The organism is Youngiibacter multivorans, assembly GCF_017873395.1.
In the GTDB taxonomy this organism is placed as follows: domain Bacteria; phylum Bacillota; class Clostridia; order Clostridiales; family Clostridiaceae; genus Youngiibacter; species Youngiibacter multivorans.
On sequence record NZ_JAGGKC010000008.1, the window covers coordinates 39,310 to 60,706 of the forward strand.

The following is a 21,397-nucleotide window of genomic DNA, read 5'->3' on the forward strand; positions in this document are numbered from 1 at the left end:
AAATTGGTGGAGGGTATTTGGAGCAAATGATACCATGCAGCTTAGGGGGGATTGAATATGATGATTGGGGAAAACATACAGAAGCTAAGGAAAGAATCAGGATTATCCCAGGAAGACCTTGCTGAAATGCTTGGAGTGTCGAGACAGGCAGTATCCAAATGGGAATCTGACGCTGCCCAGCCGACCATGGTAAACATAATAGCTTTGGCGAAGGCATTTGACGTATCCATAGGAAGCCTGTTCGGAGACGGATCTGAAAATGATGTGAAGGGTCCAGAAATCGACCCGCAGCTTGTAAGGCTCTTCACAGAGCAGAATGAAGCCAATGAGAGGTCTGCAAGAAGAAATAGGACTATCGGCGCAGTGGCAGTAGCTGTCACAGCGATTTCAATGCTTTCACTATATCTTCTTTTCTCAAAAAGCATCGATATGATGAAAGCGGAAATGGCAGCCCAGTCTTCAAGGAATGCTGAACTAAACAGCAGGGTCGACCTGCTGAACAGCCTTATAATCAGCCAGCCTGGAAGCATAGCTGATGCCCTTGAAGACAAGCTGAAGACCGGAAACACAAACCTGTCGGATTACTCGGTAATTGTGAGCGATTTAAATGAAAAGGAAGGAACGGTAATTCTGAAACTTACAGCTTTTCCAAAGGTCCACAGGGAAGGAATGGCTGCTGAATTCATAGCGGCAATTCCAGGCAGTGCACCTATATCCGTTAAGGGAGAGCTGTCATCCGGATCTTCGTTCACAGCTGAAATCAGGATGCCTTTAAGCGATGAAATAAGGCTTTCCGTGGTTTTCAGGGAAGGAACTGTATCTGAACCCCAATTTCTGGAGATAATCAGGGACCTAAAGTCCCAGTATGTAATGAAGACTGAATTGAGATTCGAAGGTACGAGCAGTGTAAGGAATGGAAGATCAAGTTTATCAGGTCAAATAATGCTCAAGGTGTACCCTGCATTCGCACGTGGAGAGCAAGGAAGGAAGATTTCGAACTGGCCTGTGTCAGGAAAGGTAATGCTCTACAACGACACAACATTCCTGATGGAAGCTCCACTTCCTGTTGATGAGGCATTCTCAGACCTTTCCGGAGAGATTACAGAAGCGAACCTCTACACTGACTCTATCGATTTGGATGTTGATATACTATACGGGGGCAAGGGTCTGAGGGCTGTAGCAGTCATAATCGACAACCATGGCAACGAGAGGACATTAGAAATTAACATACCATATGGTCAAGCCAATTGAAACTGCAAAGGGAGCCTGTTCGACTCCTTTTCTATGCATGAAGAAACTTCATCCATTTCAGCCAGTATTTATGGATCACATTGTTGTAAAATCCAACTAGTTCCGGAATGAGCATGTGCTGATTTAAGTAGCATTTAGGCAGCAAATTGAAGATCTTTTTCATTACCCTGATCTTGCGGGAAATAAAGGAAAAATATAAATAGCCATCCTCAGGACTTGACCTGAGGATGGCTTTGTAATGCTCTGTGAAATTATACGGTTATCTCAGATTCCTGTGCTGTTTCGTCAGCATATTTTTCTAGGATAGGATCAACTTCATTCTTTATGAAGTCAACAACCTGTCCGGGAGCTCTGCCGATGTAGTTGCCTGGTTCCATGATATCCTTGAGCTCATCCTTGCCAAGCCTGAATGAAGGGTCATTTCCGATCCTTGTCAGAAGGTCGTTGTCCAGGCCTTCCTGCTTGACTCTCTTTGAAGCCTCCATGGAGTGACCTCTTATGAGCTCATGCAGCTCCTGTCTGTCTCCGCCTCTCTTGACGCCTTCCATAATGATGTTCTCTGTTGCCATGAAGGGAAGTTCATTCATGACATGGGAGGTTATCATCTTTTCATAGACGACCATGCCTGAGGTTATGTTGATATAGAGGTTGAGGACACCGTCAAGTGCTAGGAATGCCTCTGCAATGGAAATCCTCTTGTTTGCGGAGTCATCCAGGGTCCTCTCGAACCACTGCGTTGATGCGGTGATTGCCGGATTGAGAGCATCAACGATTACATACCTTGCAAGTGCGCTGATCCTTTCGCTCCTCATGGGGTTCCTCTTGTACGCCATTGCTGAAGATCCTATCTGGTTCTTCTCGAATGGCTCCTCGATTTCCTTCATGTTCTGCAGGAGTCTTAGGTCATTGCTGAACTTGTAGGCGCTCTGGGCGATTTCGCTTAAAGTGTTCAGTATCATTGAGTCGACCTTTCTTGTATAGGTCTGACCTGTTATCCTGAATACCCTGCTGAAGCCGAACTTTTCTGAAACCTTCTGGTCCAGCAGCATTACCTTATCCTCATCATTGTCGAAGAGGCTCATGAAGCTTGCCTGGGTTCCTGTGGTTCCCTTGACTCCCCTGAACCTGAGCGATTCAATGGCGAAGTCCAGCTGCTCAAGGTCAAGCACCAGGTCCTGCATCCACATTGAAGCCCTCTTGCCAACTGTTGTGAGCTGAGCCGGCTGGAGGTGTGTGAATCCAAGTGTTGGCAGGTCCTTGTACTTAAGTGAGAATTCCTTCAGGTTCCTGATTGTGTGGACAAGCTTTGCGCGTATGATCTGCATCGCTTCTCTCATGATTATGAGGTCGGTGTTGTCGCCTACATAGCAGGATGTAGCGCCGAGATGTATGATTCCCTTTGCTCCTACTGCCTGAAGTCCGTATGCGTAGACATGGCTCATGACGTCATGTCTGACACTCTTTTCCCTCTCTTCGGCTTCCTTGAAATTGATGTCTTCCCTGAAGCTCTTGAGCTCTTCTATCTGCTCGGCTGTTATCGGAAGACCCAGTTCCATCTCGACCTCTGCGAGTGCGATCCAAAGATCTCTCCATGTCCTGAACTTCTTAAGGTCTGAGAACACATAGCTCATCTCTTTGGAAGCATATCTCCTGTTCAATGGGGTCTCATAAGTATCTCTCATATTATCCTCCGTAAAATTTAAAAAACCCTGTTTCCAGGGTTTTATTTCTTATTCTTCCAGTGTAGCGATAAGCTTTGAAACTTCTTCTACTGCAAGCTCTTCGTCCTCGCCGTTTGCAAACACCACGATGTTCGCTCCCTTTGTGACTCCAAGTGAAAGAACTCCGATAAGGCTCTTTACGTTAGCCTTCTTTCCATTGTATTCTACGCTTACATCAGACTTGAACGATGAAGCCTTCTTTACAAGGAGTGTTGCTGGTCTTGCGTGAAGACCGGTTGGGTTTTTTACAAATACTTCTTTTGAAACCATATAATTCACCTCATACACATTATTCTGTAACATTAACAAATTCATTATAACATGTTTTGTTCTATTCTCAATAGTCAATCCTTTGCTAAAAAAATTTCCATGAATTTGACAAAGGCATCGTTTACATAATAATCCGTTTCGATATTTCCGACCATGTCGGGAGTTGTGATGATCAGAGGAGTGGTGATTTTGGCTCTGGACTCCACATAATCCCGGTCCATGTACAGAAGCTTGTCTCCTGCAGTTACACTGTCACCCTCCCTGACATATATGCAGAATCCCCTTCCGCCAAGCTTGGCGGTATCTATGCCTGCATGTATGAGTATGGTGATTCCGGATTTTGTTGCGATAGCCACTGAATTGAGATTCTCGGCCACCATGACAACCTTGCCAGAAACAGGAGAGTAAAAGATATCGCCGCTGGGTATTATTCCTGCGCCAATTCCCCCTACCATGTCTTCAGCAAGAAGGTCGTTTACATCCTCCAGCGGGATTACTTTTCCCGCAACAGGCATGTATAGCTCCAGATCTGGTTTCATCGCCTTCACTCCCATATCATTCAAAGAGGGACACGAACTCGGATATCCTGTCGAAGCCCTTTCCTATGTTAGCCATTGAGGTTGCATAGGAAAGCCTGACGAAGCCTTCAAGCCCGAATGCTACTCCAGGCACCACCGCCACCAGGTAGTCCTCAAGAAGAAATGCAGAGAAATCCAGTGAGTCCTTGACAGTCTTTCCCTTGTATGTCTTTCCCATCAGCTTCCTGACATCCATCATGACATAGAAAGCACCCTTTGGATATATGCAGGACAGTCCGTCTATCCCCATCGTCCTCTCGACCATGTAGTCCCTTCTCTTTGCGAATTCAGCGTTCATTTTCGAAATTGAGTCCTGGCTTCCCTTAAGAGCTTCAACGGCTGCATACTGCACGAAGCTGGTTGGGTTTGATGTTGTATGGCTCTGTATGCTGCCCATGAGCTTCACAAGGTCCTTGGGACCCGCTGCATATCCAAGCCTCCATCCTGTCATGGCATAGGACTTCGAGAAGCCTCCGACGACTAGGGTCCTTGCATAGGCATCGTCAGAAAGTGATGCAATGGATACGTGCTGCTCATCTCCGTATATCAGCTTTTCATACATCTCATCTGATATTATGAAAAGGTCCTTTTCTCTGCAGAATTCTGCAATCTCTAAAAGCTCTTCCCTTGAATAGATGGTTCCTGTCGGGTTGTTGGGGCTGTTGATAACAAGAACCTTGGACTTGTCTGTAACCTGAGCCTTCAGAACTTCAACTGTTATCTTGTAGCTGTTCTCTTCTTTGGTATCGAGGAATATGCTCTTTCCGCCGGACAGAGTCACAAGGTCGGGATAGCTGACCCAGTATGGCGTTGCTATAAGCACCTCGTCACCTTCATTAATGAGAGCTTCAAAAGCATTTGCAAGGCACTGCTTTCCTCCTGTGGAGATTATTACCTGCTCCCTCGCATATTTTAGGCCGTTCTCAGCAAGAAGCTTTTCAGCCACTGCATCCTTCAGCTCGTTTATGCCAGATGCCGGAGTATATTTGGTCTTGCCCTCGTTCATGGCTTTAGTAGCAGCGTCTATGATATTCTGTGGAGTGTTGAAATCCGGTTCACCTGCTCCGAACCCAACCACGTCAAGTCCCTTGTCCTTGAGTTCCTTCGCCTTGGCGGTGATGGCAAGGGTGAGTGATGGAGTAAGGCTCTGCGCTTTAGTTGAATACTGCATTTTATTCCTCCTAATGTTTGTATTGTACTTTCTAATCATCTGTTTTGCTTTCGGATCCTTCTCTGGCTGCATAGAGTAAGCTTTTTGAGAAGCACCTCATTTACGCCGTATTTTCCAAGAAGGTCCATGGGGGAACCTTTTCGGCCATGGAAGTCACTGCCGCCGGTAATGGCCAGCTGGTATTTCCTGGCAAGGCTGTACAGCCTGCTCATCTGCTCTCTGGTATGAGAAGGATGGTAGACCTCCAGTCCCTGCAGCCCGCAGGACTTAAGGTCCAGGAGCAGGTCCTCGAAATGCATGGTGAGGAGCTTCTCCCCAGGGTGCGCTATGCATGGTGTGCCTCCCGCACCTGAAAGGAGCTTCACTGCGTCCCTGGCATCGATTTTGAACCTTTTCTCATATGCCAGCTTGTCGACGTCCAGATAAAGTGAGAAGGCTTCCCTGAATGTCCTGACATGCCCGCCGCTTAAGAGAAGCTTGGCGATATGCGCCCTTCCGTACGAGTCCAAAGGGGGGGCGTCAGTCGGAAGCTCAAGGCCCAAAGCCCTGAGATTTGCGAGGATCTTCTTGTATCTCTCCACCCTGTCTACCTTGACCTTTTCCAGAAGCTCCCTGAGTTCCCTGTCGAAAGGGTCGTGAAAGTAAGACAGGACATGGATCTCCATTCCCTTGTAGTAAGCAGAAATTTCAACTCCCGGTATGATGGTAATTTCACTTCGAGGAGTATAATTTCCATAGGCATTCAGCGTATCATGATCAGTAATTGAGATGCATCTGATTTTCTTTTCAATAGCAGCCTCAATTATCTCGTCCGGTGTGAATGCGCCATCAGAATATGAAGTATGGATATGAAGATCATTCAGCATAAAACCACCTCTGGCAACTCTAATATTAATATATCATCTGGAGCGCCATTTTAGAACAATTGACACAAAACAAAATGAAGGAGATGCTATGCACCTCCTTCATAGGTTATTTTGCGTAGTCCACTGAACGTGTCTCCCTGATTACATTGATCTTGATCTGACCAGGATATTCAAGCTCGCTCTCGATTCGCTTCACAATATTCCTTGCCAGGCTCATAGCCCCTGCATCGTCAACGACATCCGGCTTTACAATGATACGGATTTCTCTTCCGGCCTGGATTGCATATGACTTGTCTACGCCTTCGTAAGAGTTTGCAATCTCCTCCAGCTTGGTAAGCCTCTTGATATAGTTCTCCAGTGTTTCTCTTCTTGCACCAGGTCTTGCTGCTGATATAGCATCAGCTGCCTGGACAAGTACAGCCTCCATGGACTGCATTTCGAAATCTCCGTGGTGTGCTCCGATGGCATTGACCACCAGTGCGGATTCATGGAATTTCTTTGCAAGGTCAGCGCCTATGACAGCATGCGGTCCTTCAACCTCATGGTCTACAGCCTTTCCAATGTCGTGGAGCAAGCCCGCCCTCTTGGCCAAGGTGGCGTCAAGTCCAAGTTCGCTTGCCATAAGGCCTGCGAGATTTGCGACTTCGATGGAGTGCTTAAGCACGTTCTGACCGTAGCTTGTCCTGAACTTGAGCCGGCCTAGCAGCTTCAGTATTTCAGGATGGATTCCGTGGATTCCTACCTCGAAGGAAGCCTGTTCTCCTTCTTCCTTGATTTCGTTCTCCACTTCTTTCTTTGATTTCTCGACCATCTCTTCGATTCTTGCAGGATGTATCCTGCCGTCCACGATAAGCTTTTCAAGCGACAGCTTCGCGACCTCTCTTCTGATCGGGTCAAAGCTTGACAGGATTACTGCCTCAGGCGTGTCATCAATGATGAGGTCAACGCCGGTCAGAGTCTCCAGGGTCCTTATGTTTCTGCCTTCACGGCCGATGATCCTACCCTTCATTTCATCGTTTGGAAGTGCCACGACATGTACTGTCGTCTCGGACACATGGTCCGCTGCACACCTCTGGATTGATGTGGTGATGATCTCCCTTGCCTTCTTGTCGGCTTCTTCCTTAGCCCTTGCTTCAATGTCCTTGATCATCTGGGCTGTCTCGTGTTCGATTTCGCCTCTCACTTCGTCAAGAAGCAACTTCTTGGCATCGTCCTGAGTGAGACCTGCAACCCTTTCGAGTTCCTGTCTTCTCTCGGCTATAAGTTCATCAGCTCTGGATTCCTTGTCTGCAGCATCCTGCATCTTCTTGGCCAGCGCCTCTTCCTTCTTCTCAAGCTGTTCAGTCTTCTTGTCTAGTGTCTCTTCTTTCTGGATGGTTCTTCTTTCTAGTCTCTGGACCTCTGTTCTTCTCTCGCGGAGTTCCTTGTCGAGGTCATTCCTCAACCTGTGGACTTCATCCTTCGCTTCAAGGACTGATTCCTTCCTGATGGCTTCCGCCGCCTTTCTGGAGTCCTCTACGATTGTTTCACCCTGCTTTTCCGCGTTGCTAAGGATATCCTTAGCGGCTTTCAGTTTTGTCTTTGCTAAATATAATATGATGGCTCCAACGACCACTGCTGTCAACAGACCTGTTACCAGGATCGCCATTTGTTCTGGGCGCATCATAACACCTCCTTGCTTTTTATCATCCTTTTAAGCTAAGGACAAAAGCTTGAAAGTGCATATTTTCTCACTGTGATAAATGATAAACCAATACAAATCAATTGTATCCTACACAACGGAAAGTGTCAAACAAAAGCAACATATCGTTCAGGCAAATTTCCTGATTTCCGGAAACATCTGTTCACCTTGATCTTGCACAATGAAGACCGGATGTGAAAACCCGGACCTTGAGGATCCGGGTTAATAGACTCTATTTGCTTTTCTTTTCAGGTGCTGCCGGAGCTGCATCCGTTACTGCTTCTGACTTTGCCAGTGGCAGCTTGTATTTGCTTCTGATCTTGTTCTCGATCTCAAGGAGTATATCCTTGTTCTCTGAAAGGTAGACCTTGGAGTTTTCACGTCCCTGACCAAGCCTTACTTCATTGTAGGAGAACCAGGCGCCTGATTTCTGGACAATTTCCTCTCTGACTGCAACATCAAGTACGGTGCCCTCTCTGGAGATGCCTCCATTGTACATTATGTCGAACTCAGCCTGCTTGAAGGGAGGTGCAACCTTGTTCTTTATGACCTTGATCCTTGTCCTGTTTCCCGTGACGTTGTCACCAGATTTGATTGAGTCGATTCTCCTGATATCCATCCTTACGGAGGCGTAGAACTTGAGTGCCCTTCCTCCTGGAGTGACTTCAGGACTTCCGAACATGACTCCGACCTTCTCCCTGAGCTGGTTTATGAATATAATGGAGCATTTCGTCTTGTTTACAGTACCTGCAAGCTTTCTGAGTGCCTGCGACATGAGTCTCGCCTGAAGTCCTACATGGCTGTCCCCCATCTCGCCTTCTATTTCGGCTCTTGGTACAAGAGCTGCAACCGAATCCACTACGATAAGGTCTATCGCGTTGGACCTTACCAGAGCTTCTGCAATTTCCAGTGCCTGCTCGCCTGTATCAGGCTGAGATACCAGCAGATTGTCAATATCGACTCCGAGTACCTTAGCGTACTGAGGGTCAAGGGCATGCTCAGCATCTATGAATGCTGCGGCACCGCCCAGCTTCTGAGCTTCTGCTATGATATGGAGTGAAACAGTGGTCTTACCCGATGATTCGGGTCCGTATATCTCAATTATCCTTCCCTTTGGTATTCCGCCTATTCCCAGGGCGATATCCAGGTCAAGGCAGCCTGTCGGTATGGATTCAAGGCTGTGGTTGGCTTCCTCGCCGAGCTTCATGACAGAGCCCTTGCCGAACTGCTTCTCTATCTGGCTGACTGCTGCTTCAAGGGCCTTCAGCTTATCGGGATTAATATTGGCCAATTCTTCATTCCTCCTATCTAAGTCGACGCACGTCGAACATTAGTTCATTTTTATTATAAGGCACCCATATGGTGCTGTCAACAATGCAGGCATATACATTATGCATTCATCCGCACAATTCTTACACCATATCAGTTGTTTTTTCTGTTCATGTAGTAATCGAGTGTTTCCCTTATGCCTCCGGATATGTTCCAGCTCGGAGCCCAGCCTATTGCATCATTTAGCTTCTTGTAGGTCATGTAGGTCCTGTATATGTCGCCTTCCCTTGGCTCCCTCATTATCGGCAGTTTGTCGAAGCCCAGGTCGCGTGCGATTTCATCATAAAGCTCAATGACGGATATTTCGGTGCCTGTGCAGCAATTGAAAATCTCGTTGTCAAGTGAATCGAGTGCAAGTGCATTCGCCTTGGCCACGTCCTTGACGTAGATGAAATCCCTTGTCTGGTTTCCATCTCCATAAATCTCGGGTACTATCCCTTCAGTCATCTTCTCGCAGAATATGGCAACGACTCCACCCTCGCCTGTCGAATCCTGCCTTGGTCCGTACACGTTTGAGTAGCGAAGGACAGTATAGCTGAGGTTGTAAAGTTTTGAATAGACCTCAAGGTAATGCTCGACAGTATGCTTAGAAACCCCGTATCCGCTCATCATGCTCAAAGGATGCTTCTCATCGATGGGCAGGTACTGCGGATCAGAGAACATGGCTGCGGTCGCAGGATAGATTACCTTCCTGACACTGAACTCCCTGCAGCACTCAAGAAGATTGAGGGTCCCAAGTATGTTAACTTCAGCGTCATAAAGAGGATCTTTTATCGAGTTCGGGACCTTTATCTGAGCTGCCTCATGTATAAGCACCTCAGGCCTGAACTCCTCGAACGCTGCCCTTATTCCCTTGTCCCTGATGTCGTATTCGTAGAATTTCACATTGTCGCTTAAGTTCTCCAGCTTTCCATGAACCAGGCTGTCGATGACTGCCACGTCATGTCCTTCTGAAACAAGCAGGTCGGCAATGTGTGAGCCGATGAAACCAGCTCCTCCTGTAATCATAATCTTCATAATTAATCCTTTCAGTGTGTATTATCTCTTCAGAAATTTCTTGATGTCAACGAGGACATCATCATCCGGAGAGATCTTTTCCCCAATTGCTATATGCTTCATGGCAGATTCCATGTCTCCGAGGTTCACGTAGCACATTATGAGGTTCGTAAGAACCTCTATGGTCATGGTCCTGTCGAAGAGCGGTCTGAAATATGAAACCGCAGTCTCGAAGTCTCCCATTGCGGCATAGTTAATTCCAAGTTCATTGATGACGTCAGCATAACCATCGTCAAGAGCCAGAGCTTCATTCAGGTAGTATATGGCCTTGTCATGGTTCTTGAGGTTCCTGTAGGCTATGGCTACCTGGAGCAGAATCTTAGGATTGTCTGCCTCTGATGTTAGAATTGGCAGAATCATCTCTAAAAACCTTGCAGGTTCGTCATACAGTACAGCTTCCGACTCCTCTAGGAGAGCCTTCCGGCCTATTCTCTCAAGCTCTGAGGATAACTCTTCGGTCTCCTCGCCGCCTGATGTGATGTAGTCCCTCAGCACTACCAGTGCCTTCGGAAAATCACCCTTCATCCTTAATGCGGAGCCAAAGAAGAGTTTCGCCTCAAGGAGACCCTTCAGAGATACCTCCTCAGCCAATGCGAGAAAACCGTCGAGATAACTCCTGTCCTCTATGGAAAGCTCCTCGAGAAGAGCTAAAGTGTTCAGTGTCACATCCTTTTCCCCATGTACCTCATAGAGGCCAAGGAGGTAAACGATGGCTTCATCCTTCCTGCCGTCCTTGATCAGCCTTGCAACAAGACCCTTGACCAGACTTTCCATGCCAATGTTTTCAAGCATCAGCCTGTAGGCCTCAGAATACCTGAACCCTCTGTCCGCTCCAAGGCAGTAGTACATACCTTTAACGAACTCTCCGACAGGCAGATTTTTGATCATGTCCCTCTCCAGGTTCTTGGCGATGTAGTCAGGAGACAAAGGCACATACACCTCTCCCTCGATGTCCATGAGCCCATCCGCCTTGAATGCCTTAGCTGCGAAATCCTTCTTGAGTTCAAGGAAAATGAGCTTTGAAAGCTTCTCTTTCAATCCTTGCCTAAAATCCATATTACCTCCAAACTGATGGCATACCAAAGATGGTATGCCATCAGTCATATCTTTAATTAATAAACGGGTTACTTATTCGAAGCCCTTGTTCACGGCATCGACAACAGCCTTCTTGAAGGCCTCCAGCTTGTTCCTGGAATCATCCAGGTCCTTTCCGGTAACGGCCACATAGGCCTTCATCTTTGGCTCAGTTCCGGATGGTCTTACAACAAACCAGGAATCATCTTCAAGAGTATACTTTATTACGTTCGAAGATGGAAGTGTTATCTCTTCCTTGACGCCTGTCAGAAGATCTGTCTTCTCTCTCAGCTTGTAGTCTTCCTTGGACAGAGTCCTGACACCATCAACCTCGGTAAGGGTGTTATCCCTCATATACTCGATGCACTTCCTGATCTTGTCCTGCCCGTCCTTGCCCTCCAGGGTGAAGGAGACTATGGCTTCATTGAAGTATCCATACTTCTCGTAAACTTCCATAAGAGCATCATAAAGGGTCATGCCCTTCTTCTTGTAGTAGAGGGCCATCTCGCAGACGAGCATCGATGCCACGACAGCATCCTTGTCCCTTACAAAGTCACCTGCAAGGTACCCGAAGGATTCCTCGAAGCCGAATATGAAGGTCTTCTCTTTAGTAGCCTTGAATTCCTCTATCTTTTCGCCGATATACTTGAAGCCTGTGAGGACATCCATCAGCTCAACTCCGTAGGATGAGGCTATCTTCCTTACGCTCTCCGTTGATACTATGGTCTTTATGACGACGCCGTTCGAAGGCAGTCGGCCCTCCTCCTTCAACGCGTTCAGGAGATAATATGTCAGAAGCATTCCTGTCTGGTTGCCGGTGAGGACTCTGCTTCCTCCATCTTTTTCGGTTACTACAACACCAATCCTGTCACAGTCAGGGTCGGTTCCGAAAATGATGTCAGGCTTGACTTCCTTGGCCATTTCAAGAGCCAGTGTGAATACCGAAGGGTTCTCAGGGTTAGGATAAGGAGCAGTCGGGAAGTTTCCGTCCGGAGCCTCCTGTTCCTTTACAATATGCACGTTGGTGTAGCCAAGCTCTCTCAGGACCCTTCTTACAGGAACATTGCCCGATCCGTGGAGTGGTGTGTATATGATCTGGAGCTCAGGTGCGCTTTCCCTGACAAGGTCCTTCTTGACAGTGACAGTCTTGATAGAATCGATGTAGGATTTGTCAACATCCTCGCCTATGTAGACGAGAAGTCCCTTTTCAACTGCCTCTTCCTCGCTTATCGATTTGACATCCCCAAACGAGGCGACTTCTGCAATCTTGTCAAGGACTATGTCCGCAGCCTCGTCTGTAAGCTGTCCACCGTAGGCTCCATAGACCTTGTAGCCATTGTACTGCTTTGGATTATGGGATGCGGTGATGACTATGCCGGCATCAGCTTTCAGGTACCTTACCGCATATGAAAGCATTGGCACAGGCCTGAGGCTTTCGAACAGATACGCCTTTACACCATGGGCAGCGAGAATGAGTGCTGCTGTCTTGGCGAAGGTATCGGACTTTATCCTGGAGTCATACGCGATGGCGCACGACGGTGAGCCCGGGAAGGTCTCTGCAATGTATCTGGCAAGTCCTTCAGTGGCTTTCCCCACTGTGTGTTCGTTCATCCTGTTCGTTCCGGCTCCGAGTACTCCTCTAAGCCCTGCGGTTCCGAATTCCAGGTCCTGATAGAACCTGTCCTCTATTTCCTTTTCATCAGTAATCGCCTTCAGCTCCGCTTTGAATTCCGGGAGCACGCTGTCGTCCTTAAGCCATGATTCGTATTTTTCCATATAGGTCATGATAAACCTCCTAAAACATAATCATATCTTTATCTAATATTATATAATAAGATTGAGTTGAATGCAGTCGTAAAGATTAATATCTGTCAAATTTGCTTCAAAGTCTATACATCTTATCAAATTTCATAACAGGAGGCGTAATATGCACAGCAAGAAAATAAGGAACATTTTAATTAAGGCGACAGCCTTTCTGGTTATAGCTTCAGCTTCAGCAATGCCGGGAACTTCAGCGTGGTCTGACATGGCAGGCAAAGGAATCGAGGTTTCTGCCCTTGAGCTTCAGGGTTCAGTAACAGTCACCTGCAGTGCTCTCTGGACCTACGGCAGACCTGACTGGACAGCCAAGGTCAAGGTAGCATACAAGGGCGAGTCCTTCACGGTTCTTGAAAGGATATCAGTAGCAGGCAGGGACATGTACAGGCTCTCAAACGGAATGTACATAAGTGCAAACCCGCTGTATGTATCCTTCAGAGAGTCTTCCCAGGCTCCGGCACCTGCAGTCCAGGCCTCATCAGAGATGGCAACAACTGCGAACCTGAACATGAGGACAGGTCCCGGAACCGGATATCAGATAATCAAGGTCATTCCCAAAGGTGCCCAGGTTGCAGTCTCAGGCTCCGAGAACGGATGGTTCAAGGTAACGTACCAGGGAATAACAGGATGGGCTTCGGGCTCATATCTCACTCCTGTGCAGGCCCAGACTCCTGCTCCAGCCCCTTCTTCTGCCGCTACATACATAAGGACCACAGCGAACCTTAACATGAGGACTGGAGCCGGTACTGGCTACAGTATAATAACAACCATACCTTCAGGAACAAGGGCTGAAGTTCTCGGGACTTCAGGCGGCTGGTACAAGGTCAGCTACAGCGGGAAAACGGGCTGGGTTTCAGGAAGCTACGTGTCGGTACTCTCAGGCTACAGCCAGAAGGTTATTGGAATACCCTACGTAAACCAATATTCTCCTGTCTATGCCCCGATGGGCTGCGAAGGGGCAAGCCTCCTCATGGCACTGAAGTACAAGGGATACACTTCACTTGAACTCAAAGCGTTCCTCGATGCCATGCCGAAAACGGAAAGGGACCCATTCAATGGTTTCGCGAGCACACCTTACAGTGTAGTTTCGGGCAATCCAGCGATATTCCAGTCCATATTCCCGGAGGCACTGACAGCATATGGCAGCAGATACAGCGGCAATGTTGCAGATGTTTCGGGATACACCACGGCACAGCTGAAGTCAGAGATAGACAAGGGAAACCCTGTTGTAGTCTATGTCACCACCAGAAACTATGAGACACCGATCTGGAAGGTATATGACATGGGTCCTTCAGGCAATGTGAACATTGTAGACAACATGCATGTAATGGTACTGACCGGCTACAACTCCGATGGAGAGTATCATGTCACCGACCCTGCCAGCTCAAGGAATACCTACTGGGTGAGCCAGGTCAAGTTCGAGACCGCCTATGATGCACTCAAGTGGGCAGTTGTCGTAAGGTAGGAAAAAAGTGAAAGCAGCTGCTGATTCAAAACTTCTGCAGAGCAGCTTAAAATATCGTATAATTAATTGAATCGAAACCAAATTGTGTTATTATATAAAATAGTGATTTTGGTACTGGCATGTAACACCCTGCCGCTGATTCCATAGGGCCTTATGGCCGTCACAATCCAAGAAAGAGGGTGCGGTTGAAAGTTGTACAAGCTTAATCAGAACGAGACTCCGATGTTTGACGCTTTAATGGAATATGTCGACAGAGAGACCATTCCCTTTCACGTGCCAGGGCACAAGAAGGGCGAAGGTGTTGAGAAAAAGTTCAAGAAATTCATGGGAGAAAATCCATTCAAGATAGACGTGACTGTTTTCCAGCTGGTTGACTCCCTTCACCATCCCACCGGACCGATAAAGAAGGCTCAGGAGCTGGCGGCGGATGCCTATGGCGCCGATGCCACTTTCTTTTCCATACACGGGACTTCCGGTGCGATACAGGCCATGATAATGTCCGTCGTAAGCGAGGGAGACACTATCATTGTCCCAAGGAATGTGCACAAGTCAATCACTGCAGGGATAATACTTTCCGGAGCAATACCGGTATATATGCAGCCAGAGCTTGACAAGAAGCTTGGCATAGCACAGGGAGTCACTCCGGAGACCGTTGAGGAAACCCTGAGGCTTAATCCCCATGCAAAGGCAGTGCTCATAATCAACCCAACCTATTATGGTGTTGCCACTGAGCTTAAGAGAATTGCAGACATAGTCCATGAGTACGACATCCCACTGATAGTCGACGAAGCCCACGGACCTCATCTTGCATTCAACGATAAGCTTCCGATGTGCGCCATGGAGGCCGGAGCCGACCTGTGCGCTCAGAGCACTCACAAGATAATCGGCGCAATGACTCAGGCTTCGCTTCTTCATGTAAGGACGAAGTACGTGAGCCAGTCAAGGGTTCAGGCTATTATGAACCTTCTACAGACCACATCCCCCTCCTATTTGCTCCTGGCATCCCTGGATACATCAAGGAAGCAGATAGCACTGGAAGGCGAGGAACTTCTTGATATGGCAATAGAGAATGCGGAGTATGCAAGGGCTGAAATCAACAAGATCCCGGGCTTCTACTGCTTCGGCAAGGAAATCCTGGGAAATCCCGGAGTATTTGCCCTGGACCCGACCAAGATATGCATAACCTGCAGGGACCTTGGAATAACGGGCTTTGACCTCGACATGATACTCTCCAACAAGTACCATATCCAGATGGAGCTGTCAGACCTATACAACGTGCTGGCTGTTGGTTCCTTCGGAGATACCAGGGAAAACCTTGACAAGCTTATATCCGCACTGAAGGAGATAAGCGACGAATACATGAACAAGAATGCTGTAAAGCCTGATTTCATTGACATTCCTGCAATACCCAAGCAGGTCCTTATACCCAGGGAAGCTTTCAACGGGTACAAGGAATCAGTTCTCCTAGAGGACAGCATTGGAGAAGTAAGCGGCGAATTCCTGATGGCATACCCTCCGGGTATTCCGGTGCTGTGTCCTGGAGAGGTAATCACAGAAGAGATAGTAAAGTATGTTGGAGACCTCAAGAAAACAGGACTGTATGTACAGGGCACTGAAGACCCTAAGGTCGAGTCAATCAAGGTAGTAGTAAGATAATAAGTTTTGCGGACCCCTGTCATTTATTTGGCGGGGGTTTTTTCATGCCCTTTGCGCATATCGAACATATGTGCTATAATTGGATCATGAAATAAATGATGAAGCGGTGATTTCATGGATACCAAGGAAAAAATCAGGGTGCTCGCAGATTCTGCAAAATACGATGTCTCATGCTCGTCATCAGGGAATTCGAGGCAAGGCAAGTCAGGCTCACTTGGGAATGCGGTACAGGGAGGAATTTGCCACAGCTTCACAAGCGACGGCCGATGCATTTCCCTTTTGAAGATACTTATGACCAACTACTGCATATATGACTGCGCATATTGCCAGAACAGGATCTCGAACGACATCGAAAGGGCTTTCTTCAAGCCTGAAGAGCTAATAGACCTTACCATGAGCTTCTATCGGAGAAATTACATCGAAGGACTCTTCCTGAGTTCAGGTGTGGTGAAAAGTCCGGACCATACCATGGAGCTTATGGTACAGATCCTTAAGACTCTGAGAATTCGGGAAAAGTTCAATGGATACATTCACGTCAAGGGCATACCTGGAGCAAGCCCCTATTTGATTGCAGAAGCCGGAAAATATGCAGACAGGCTGAGCGTCAATATCGAGCTTCCTGAGGAGTCTGACTATGCCTCCCTAACCCCTCAGAAAAACCGGCAGCTGATCCTGAAGCCAATGGCCCAGATTTCCAGAAAGATAAAGGAGAATACAGAAGAGAAGAGGATTTTCCGATATTCCGAGGATTTCGTCCCCGCAGGCCAGAGCACCCAGCTCATAGTAGGAGCAACCCCTGCTACAGATGGAAAGATACTTTCACTAAGCGGAAGCCTCTACAAGTCCTATGGACTGAAGAGAGTCTACTATTCTGCATACATACCGGTAGGTACGAGCTCACTCCTGCCTAAGATTCCTGCTCCTCCTCTCCAGAGGGAACACCGGCTCTATCAGGCAGACTGGCTCCTGAGATTCTACAAGTTCCAGACAGAGGAGCTGGTGTCTCCTGACGAAAACCTTGATGTCAATGTGGACCCCAAGACGCAATGGGCACTCAGGAACATGCAGCTGTTCCCTGTTGAAGTTAATCGCGCAAGCTTTGATATGCTGCTGAGGATTCCCGGAGTTGGACTCATATCAGCTGAAAGGATGGCAAAGGCAAGGCGCCTGTCCCCTCTCACCTGGGACGGGCTGAAGAGGATGGGGATAGTCCTTAAGCGTGCCAGACATTTTATTCTTGTAAGTGGCAAATACTATGGCTCCTTCTCTCAGGACCCAGATCTGATCTACAGCGCCCTATCAGAAAGGAAGGATGAGATCCAGACTGACCTCTTCGACAAGATAGACGCGCTGGAGCCGGCAATCAGGATAAAATCACATGTTCCAAAGCTTATCCCGGAGCCGATCCCATTACCTGGCATTAAAGCAGCCCTACCAGGAGGTGCTTCATGAAGATTATGCTTTTTGACGGCAGCATGGGTGAGCTCCTGTGTGCAGTCTATCTGGTCTACTATGGAAAGCTGCCTCCAAATCTCCAAAGACGTGACGAGTACCAGCACAATCTCCTTGATGAGCCAGTAGACGTCCTGTACTCCGATGAGTCCTTCACAAAGGTAAGGGATGCGATGATCAAAAGATTCGAAAGGGAGACGCTGGATACCATTGCATACTGCCTTGCGAACAGCTCAAAGGAGGCGCCGACCGTCACTCTAAGGTACATAGTCGCGTGCTTTGGCAACAAGGCGAAGAAGGGAGATTTTCAGGATGAGGCCATAATGAAGGCTGAAAGGCTTTCAAGACAGGCATCCCTTGAGTCCCACAGGTTCACGGGCTTCGTAAGGTTCTCTGAAAAAGGCGGAGTCTATGTGGCGAAGATCTGCCCTGACCATGACATACTTGAGTTCCTTGCAGATCATTTCACTGACAGGTACAGCGACCAGGATTTTCTTATATATGATGAGAAGAGAAAAAAGGCGATCCTCTACCATGATGGTATAACCACAATAAGGACAGGAGTAGAACTTGACCCCAGATATATAACCACTGACAGCTTCACTGAGTTCTGGAAGGAATACTACGAGAACATCGCAATAAAGGAGCGGGCCAATCCCAGGCAGCAGAAGAGGTCAATGCCGGTCAGGTATTGGAAGAACCTGGTGGAGACTGGAGAGCTGCCAGAAAATAACGAAAAGAAATGACCGTCCGGTCTCCCGGACGGTCATCTGTCAAATACGAGTGATTTTATTATCCCGAAAAATTCCCTGAGGTGATACTGCACTACGACGCTTGGTGGAGACGATGAACCTAAAGTCCCTGCATCCCAGCCCAGCTTCCAGGCAATGAGCTTCGCCCTGAGCACATGGAAGTCATTTGACACAATGAGGAGCTTTCTCCCCTTCTGTTCACCACCGAGGAGGCTCAGGCTGTTCCTGATGTTTTCAAATGTATTGGTCGATTCCTCCTCAAGGATGATTTTTCCTTCTGAGATTCCTCTTTCCACCAGATATCTCTTCATTGCAGAGGCTTCCGTTACATGCTCTCCACTCCCCTGGGCGCCTGATACTACGATTACAGCCTTCTGATTGACCTTAAGGTATTCCAGAGCCTTTTCAAGCCTGAGGGACAGTGCAGGTGAAGGTGTGCTTCCGTAAACCCTTGCACCGAGTATTATGACGATGTCAGCCTCATCATTGTATGGCTTTCTTCCGTATATGATTATCATTGCCTCTACTGCGATGAACGCTGCGGCCAGGATAATCAGGATAGCAATGAGCAGTTTCCTTGTCATGTCATATCCTTTCTAAAGCCTGAAAAGCTTCCTGGTTGCGGATTTTGCTGCCTTTCCGAATGATGATACTATGATCGCTGAATTTTCCTTTATGATTCCACCGAGCATAGACACTGCATCAAGTGTGGCAGAACGTCTCAGGACCTTCCTGTTGACTTCTACTGTGCTGGCGCAGTATCTCTTCGTCATTGCGCCTACACGAAGTGACAGCATTGCATTGACGGACCCCTCTGTTATGGAGTTCGCAATCAGGTTTGTTATGTGTACTGCTCCCGGGAGCAAGCTTCCAAGCCCACCTCCAAGCACTGAGGCAAGGATCGGTTCAAGCTGTTCGTCAAGCAGGTCAAGGTCTTCAATTCCTCGTGCTGCAAGCACTGTAGCCCCGATGTTGCCGTATAGGTACATGAGGTCCCTGATTCCTGGCCTTTGCCTGTAGATCTTTGCGATATCCCAGACAGTCCGGGTGATGCTGGCAAGCACGAAGACTCCATCAAGTGAGCCATTTTGTGATATGGCTGTTGTCACGAATACAGCTGAAGCGCTGGACTTAACTACCTTGTCGGCTTCAACTCCAAGAATTGCCAGAGCCTTGTCGATTTGAGCTGCAAGAGGCTCATTCCCGGTGAATGAAAATCCTTTCTCCTTAAGTATCCTGTTGGAGGAGAGACTTTGCTTCAGATCTTCCAGGTATGCAGGATACTCTGGGCTTTCCTTGGACTTTGGTATCTCAGGCCTTTTCTTGAGCCCGAGGAATGCAGCGACAGGGACAAATATAATTGCCAGGAAGCCAGCGATAATCAATGCGAGGACCGCATATCCGAAATACGGATGTATCCTTGAAGCCCGCTCATATATCGATGCAGCCTGGTTAACTGCGCTGATTGTAACAAGAAATATGATGGTAAGTGATACGTAAACCAGAATCTTCTTTATTGTTTTTGCGGTATCGTCCATTTCCCCTCCTATTGCAGCTCCCTTTGGCGCCAGGTCATTTCGATTATTGACAAAAGAGTTCCGTCCTCATCGAATATCTCGTGATAAGAATCCTGACCCGTAAGGCAAGCCTTTGAGACAACGTGGCCAAGAGGCATCTTTTCCTTCTTGTAGACTATAGTAAGCTCGAGAGGATGGTTCTCGACAAGGAAGGATTCATCAAGAGGAGTCTTAAGTGTCTCCATTGCCCACTCAACATACTTGACGTTGTTGACATGACCGTTGGGATCAATTTCACCGAAACGGACCTCGATGACCTTCTCTGAGGTCCAGGAGACATCCCTGCGCCTCCTGAGGGATTCTGTGTCTATGCTCTCTACTATGGCACTCTGGTCTTTGGTAAGGCTTTTGTCCTTACCGATATACACCTCAGCGATTGATTCAGGGATTCTGGCCATCCTCCTCTTTTCCAGGTCAATCACCAGCCACTGTGCAACAGCGGTGCCTATGATTTTATCTGTATCATCTAAAATGCTGTAGTACCTGTAGGAGCATACACCCTTGTCAAATACCGCAAAGGTCTTGAACCTCAAATCCCTTGCATAGTATCTTGTTTCCTCCAGCCTGACCTTCCACTGCCTGAGCACCCACATGAGGCCAAGCCCATCCATATAGTCAGGCTCGAAGCCTATGCCAACTGTATGATACATGGATACAGTGCCAAGCATCTGCAGCAGAGAATCGAACCTTATGTCAGAAAACCTGTCCACATCCCTGTAGTCTATCTTTATGGATTTTTCAAAATCCCTCATTCGTTATCCCCCTCCGCATCACTGCCGCACGAAGTACAGCAAGTTACCAAGCACATCAATCCGAAATTTCCTCTGTCACGCCTGTAGGAGTGAAGAAGTCCAGGTTCGGAATAGGTTGACAGATCCATCAGGAATATTGCTTCAGCAGGTACTCCACGTCCAATCAGCATCGTCTTTACCAGGTCCCCCAGGTCCAGATGATATTTCCCGTTCCCGAGTGACTCATACTGTATATTATCTTTTCTGAATGCTTCTTCGAACAGACCAAAGACATCCTCGCCTATCTCAAAATCCATGAAGCCTATATGAGGTCCTATAATTGCCACGATATCTGAAGGGTCGCTTCCGTACGACTCGGCCATCTTCTCAAGAGCCTTTTCAGAAATCCTTGCCAGAGTCCCCTTCCATCCTGAATGGATGTTAGCGTGGACCTTATTCCTGGTATCAAAAAGAACTACAGGGACACAGTCGGCGAAGGTAGTTGAAAGGGCAGCACCCTTAAGACCTGTAACCATGGCATCCCCTTCTCCCAAGAGCCTGCCAAGCCTGTGTGGCTCACCCTGGCCATTTGACCTTACATCTATGACAACATCGGAATGTATCTGTTCCATGAAGAAATGTGGAGCCTTATCCAGATCCATTGCCGAAAACACATTCCTGAAGCTTTCTTCCAGGTTCTCCAGTGACTTTGCAGTCTTCCTTCCCATGTCCATTGAATTGGTCGTGAATATGACCTTCAGCCCCATCGCCTCAAGCTGCGGGACTGTGATGTATCTTGAATCTCCATGCTCTATAATCCTATATTCCATCATTTCCTCCGTATAAGGAAAAGTATACCAAAAAAAGATGACCAGCGACTTTAAGATTTCATTAATTGACTCATCTCCATGGACACAGGAGCCTGCATGGTGTAGAATCTCATGATATG

19 protein-coding genes are annotated in these 21,397 nt (G+C 47.7%); 5 read left to right on the plus strand and 14 right to left on the minus strand.

The features are described 5' to 3' along the window. Window positions 1–57: 57 nt before the first annotated feature. On the plus strand, window positions 58–1,251 hold the full coding sequence (locus J2Z34_RS06095; RefSeq protein ID WP_209458981.1) for a helix-turn-helix domain-containing protein: 1,194 nt from the start codon (window positions 58–60) through the stop codon (window positions 1,249–1,251). Between the two features lie 251 nt (window positions 1,252–1,502). Here J2Z34_RS06095 and purB read toward each other — a convergent pair whose 3' ends face one another. From purB to J2Z34_RS06145, 10 genes are all read right to left on the minus strand, one after another. Then, window positions 1,503–2,933 carry an adenylosuccinate lyase gene (gene purB, locus J2Z34_RS06100; protein ID WP_209458982.1) on the minus strand — a complete coding sequence of 477 codons (1,431 nt, stop codon included), beginning with the start codon at window positions 2,931–2,933 and terminating at the stop codon, window positions 1,503–1,505. Window positions 2,934–2,981: 48 nt separating this feature from the next. Then, window positions 2,982–3,242, minus strand: a complete 261-nt coding sequence (locus J2Z34_RS06105) for an HPr family phosphocarrier protein (RefSeq protein WP_023383927.1) — start codon at window positions 3,240–3,242, stop codon at window positions 2,982–2,984. Window positions 3,243–3,316: 74 nt separating this feature from the next. Further along, the gene (locus J2Z34_RS06110) at window positions 3,317–3,781 is read right to left on the minus strand and encodes a PTS sugar transporter subunit IIA (RefSeq protein ID WP_209458983.1); all 465 of its coding nucleotides are present in this window, start codon (window positions 3,779–3,781) and stop codon (window positions 3,317–3,319) included. Between the two features lie 16 nt (window positions 3,782–3,797). Next, window positions 3,798–4,991, minus strand: coding sequence for a pyridoxal phosphate-dependent aminotransferase (locus J2Z34_RS06115; RefSeq protein WP_209458984.1), 1,194 nt, complete (start codon window positions 4,989–4,991; stop codon window positions 3,798–3,800). Window positions 4,992–5,026: 35 nt separating this feature from the next. Then, on the minus strand, window positions 5,027–5,857 hold the full coding sequence (locus tag J2Z34_RS06120; RefSeq protein ID WP_209458985.1) for a PHP domain-containing protein: 831 nt from the start codon (window positions 5,855–5,857) through the stop codon (window positions 5,027–5,029). A 106-nt stretch (window positions 5,858–5,963) separates the two neighbouring features. Then, window positions 5,964–7,457, minus strand: a complete 1,494-nt coding sequence (gene rny, locus J2Z34_RS06125) for a ribonuclease Y (protein WP_425348040.1) — start codon at window positions 7,455–7,457, stop codon at window positions 5,964–5,966. A gap of 313 nt (window positions 7,458–7,770) precedes the next feature. Then, window positions 7,771–8,829, minus strand: coding sequence for a recombinase RecA (gene recA, locus J2Z34_RS06130; RefSeq protein WP_209458986.1), 1,059 nt, complete (start codon window positions 8,827–8,829; stop codon window positions 7,771–7,773). A gap of 131 nt (window positions 8,830–8,960) precedes the next feature. After that, window positions 8,961–9,884 (minus strand): NAD-dependent epimerase/dehydratase family protein, encoded by a 924-nt coding sequence (locus J2Z34_RS06135; protein WP_209458987.1) that lies wholly within the window; start codon window positions 9,882–9,884, stop codon window positions 8,961–8,963. A gap of 21 nt (window positions 9,885–9,905) precedes the next feature. Further along, entirely contained in the window at window positions 9,906–10,979 is a 1,074-nt protein-coding gene (locus J2Z34_RS06140) for a tetratricopeptide repeat protein (protein ID WP_209458988.1), read from the minus strand. A gap of 72 nt (window positions 10,980–11,051) precedes the next feature. Then, window positions 11,052–12,782, minus strand: coding sequence for a phospho-sugar mutase (locus J2Z34_RS06145; RefSeq protein ID WP_209458989.1), 1,731 nt, complete (start codon window positions 12,780–12,782; stop codon window positions 11,052–11,054). A gap of 142 nt (window positions 12,783–12,924) precedes the next feature. Here J2Z34_RS06145 and J2Z34_RS06150 point away from each other — a divergent pair, with 142 nt between their 5' ends. From J2Z34_RS06150 to J2Z34_RS06165, 4 genes are all read left to right on the plus strand, one after another. Further along, a complete protein-coding gene (locus J2Z34_RS06150) occupies window positions 12,925–14,280 on the plus strand; it encodes an SH3 domain-containing protein (RefSeq protein WP_209458990.1) in 1,356 nt (451 codons plus the stop codon). A 192-nt stretch (window positions 14,281–14,472) separates the two neighbouring features. Further along, window positions 14,473–15,936: an aminotransferase class I/II-fold pyridoxal phosphate-dependent enzyme gene (locus tag J2Z34_RS06155; protein ID WP_209458991.1), complete on the plus strand. Its 1,464-nt coding sequence runs from the start codon at window positions 14,473–14,475 to the stop codon at window positions 15,934–15,936. 114 nt (window positions 15,937–16,050) lie between these two features. Further along, on the plus strand, window positions 16,051–17,388 hold the full coding sequence (locus J2Z34_RS06160) for a putative DNA modification/repair radical SAM protein (protein ID WP_209458992.1): 1,338 nt from the start codon (window positions 16,051–16,053) through the stop codon (window positions 17,386–17,388). Continuing rightward, a complete protein-coding gene (locus J2Z34_RS06165) occupies window positions 17,385–18,134 on the plus strand; it encodes a TIGR03915 family putative DNA repair protein (RefSeq protein ID WP_209458993.1) in 750 nt (249 codons plus the stop codon). The genes J2Z34_RS06160 and J2Z34_RS06165 overlap by 4 nt, the downstream gene beginning before the upstream one ends. Window positions 18,135–18,154: 20 nt before the next feature. Here the strand turns inward: J2Z34_RS06165 and J2Z34_RS06170 are convergent, their stop codons facing one another. From J2Z34_RS06170 to J2Z34_RS06185, 4 genes are read right to left on the minus strand one after another with little or no spacing between them, the layout of a single operon-like run. Beyond that, complete coding sequence (locus J2Z34_RS06170) at window positions 18,155–18,724, minus strand: YdcF family protein (protein WP_209458994.1); 570 nt, start codon at window positions 18,722–18,724, stop codon at window positions 18,155–18,157. 12 nt (window positions 18,725–18,736) lie between these two features. Next, a complete protein-coding gene (locus tag J2Z34_RS06175) occupies window positions 18,737–19,678 on the minus strand; it encodes a DUF697 domain-containing protein (RefSeq protein ID WP_209458995.1) in 942 nt (313 codons plus the stop codon). Between the two features lie 8 nt (window positions 19,679–19,686). After that, the gene (locus tag J2Z34_RS06180; RefSeq protein WP_209458996.1) at window positions 19,687–20,469 is read right to left on the minus strand and encodes an acyl-[acyl-carrier-protein] thioesterase; all 783 of its coding nucleotides are present in this window, start codon (window positions 20,467–20,469) and stop codon (window positions 19,687–19,689) included. Further along, on the minus strand, window positions 20,466–21,278 hold the full coding sequence (locus J2Z34_RS06185; protein ID WP_209458997.1) for a purine nucleoside phosphorylase YfiH/LACC1 family protein: 813 nt from the start codon (window positions 21,276–21,278) through the stop codon (window positions 20,466–20,468). Before J2Z34_RS06185 ends, J2Z34_RS06180 begins: the two co-directional genes overlap by 4 nt. Window positions 21,279–21,397: the final 119 nt, after the last annotated feature.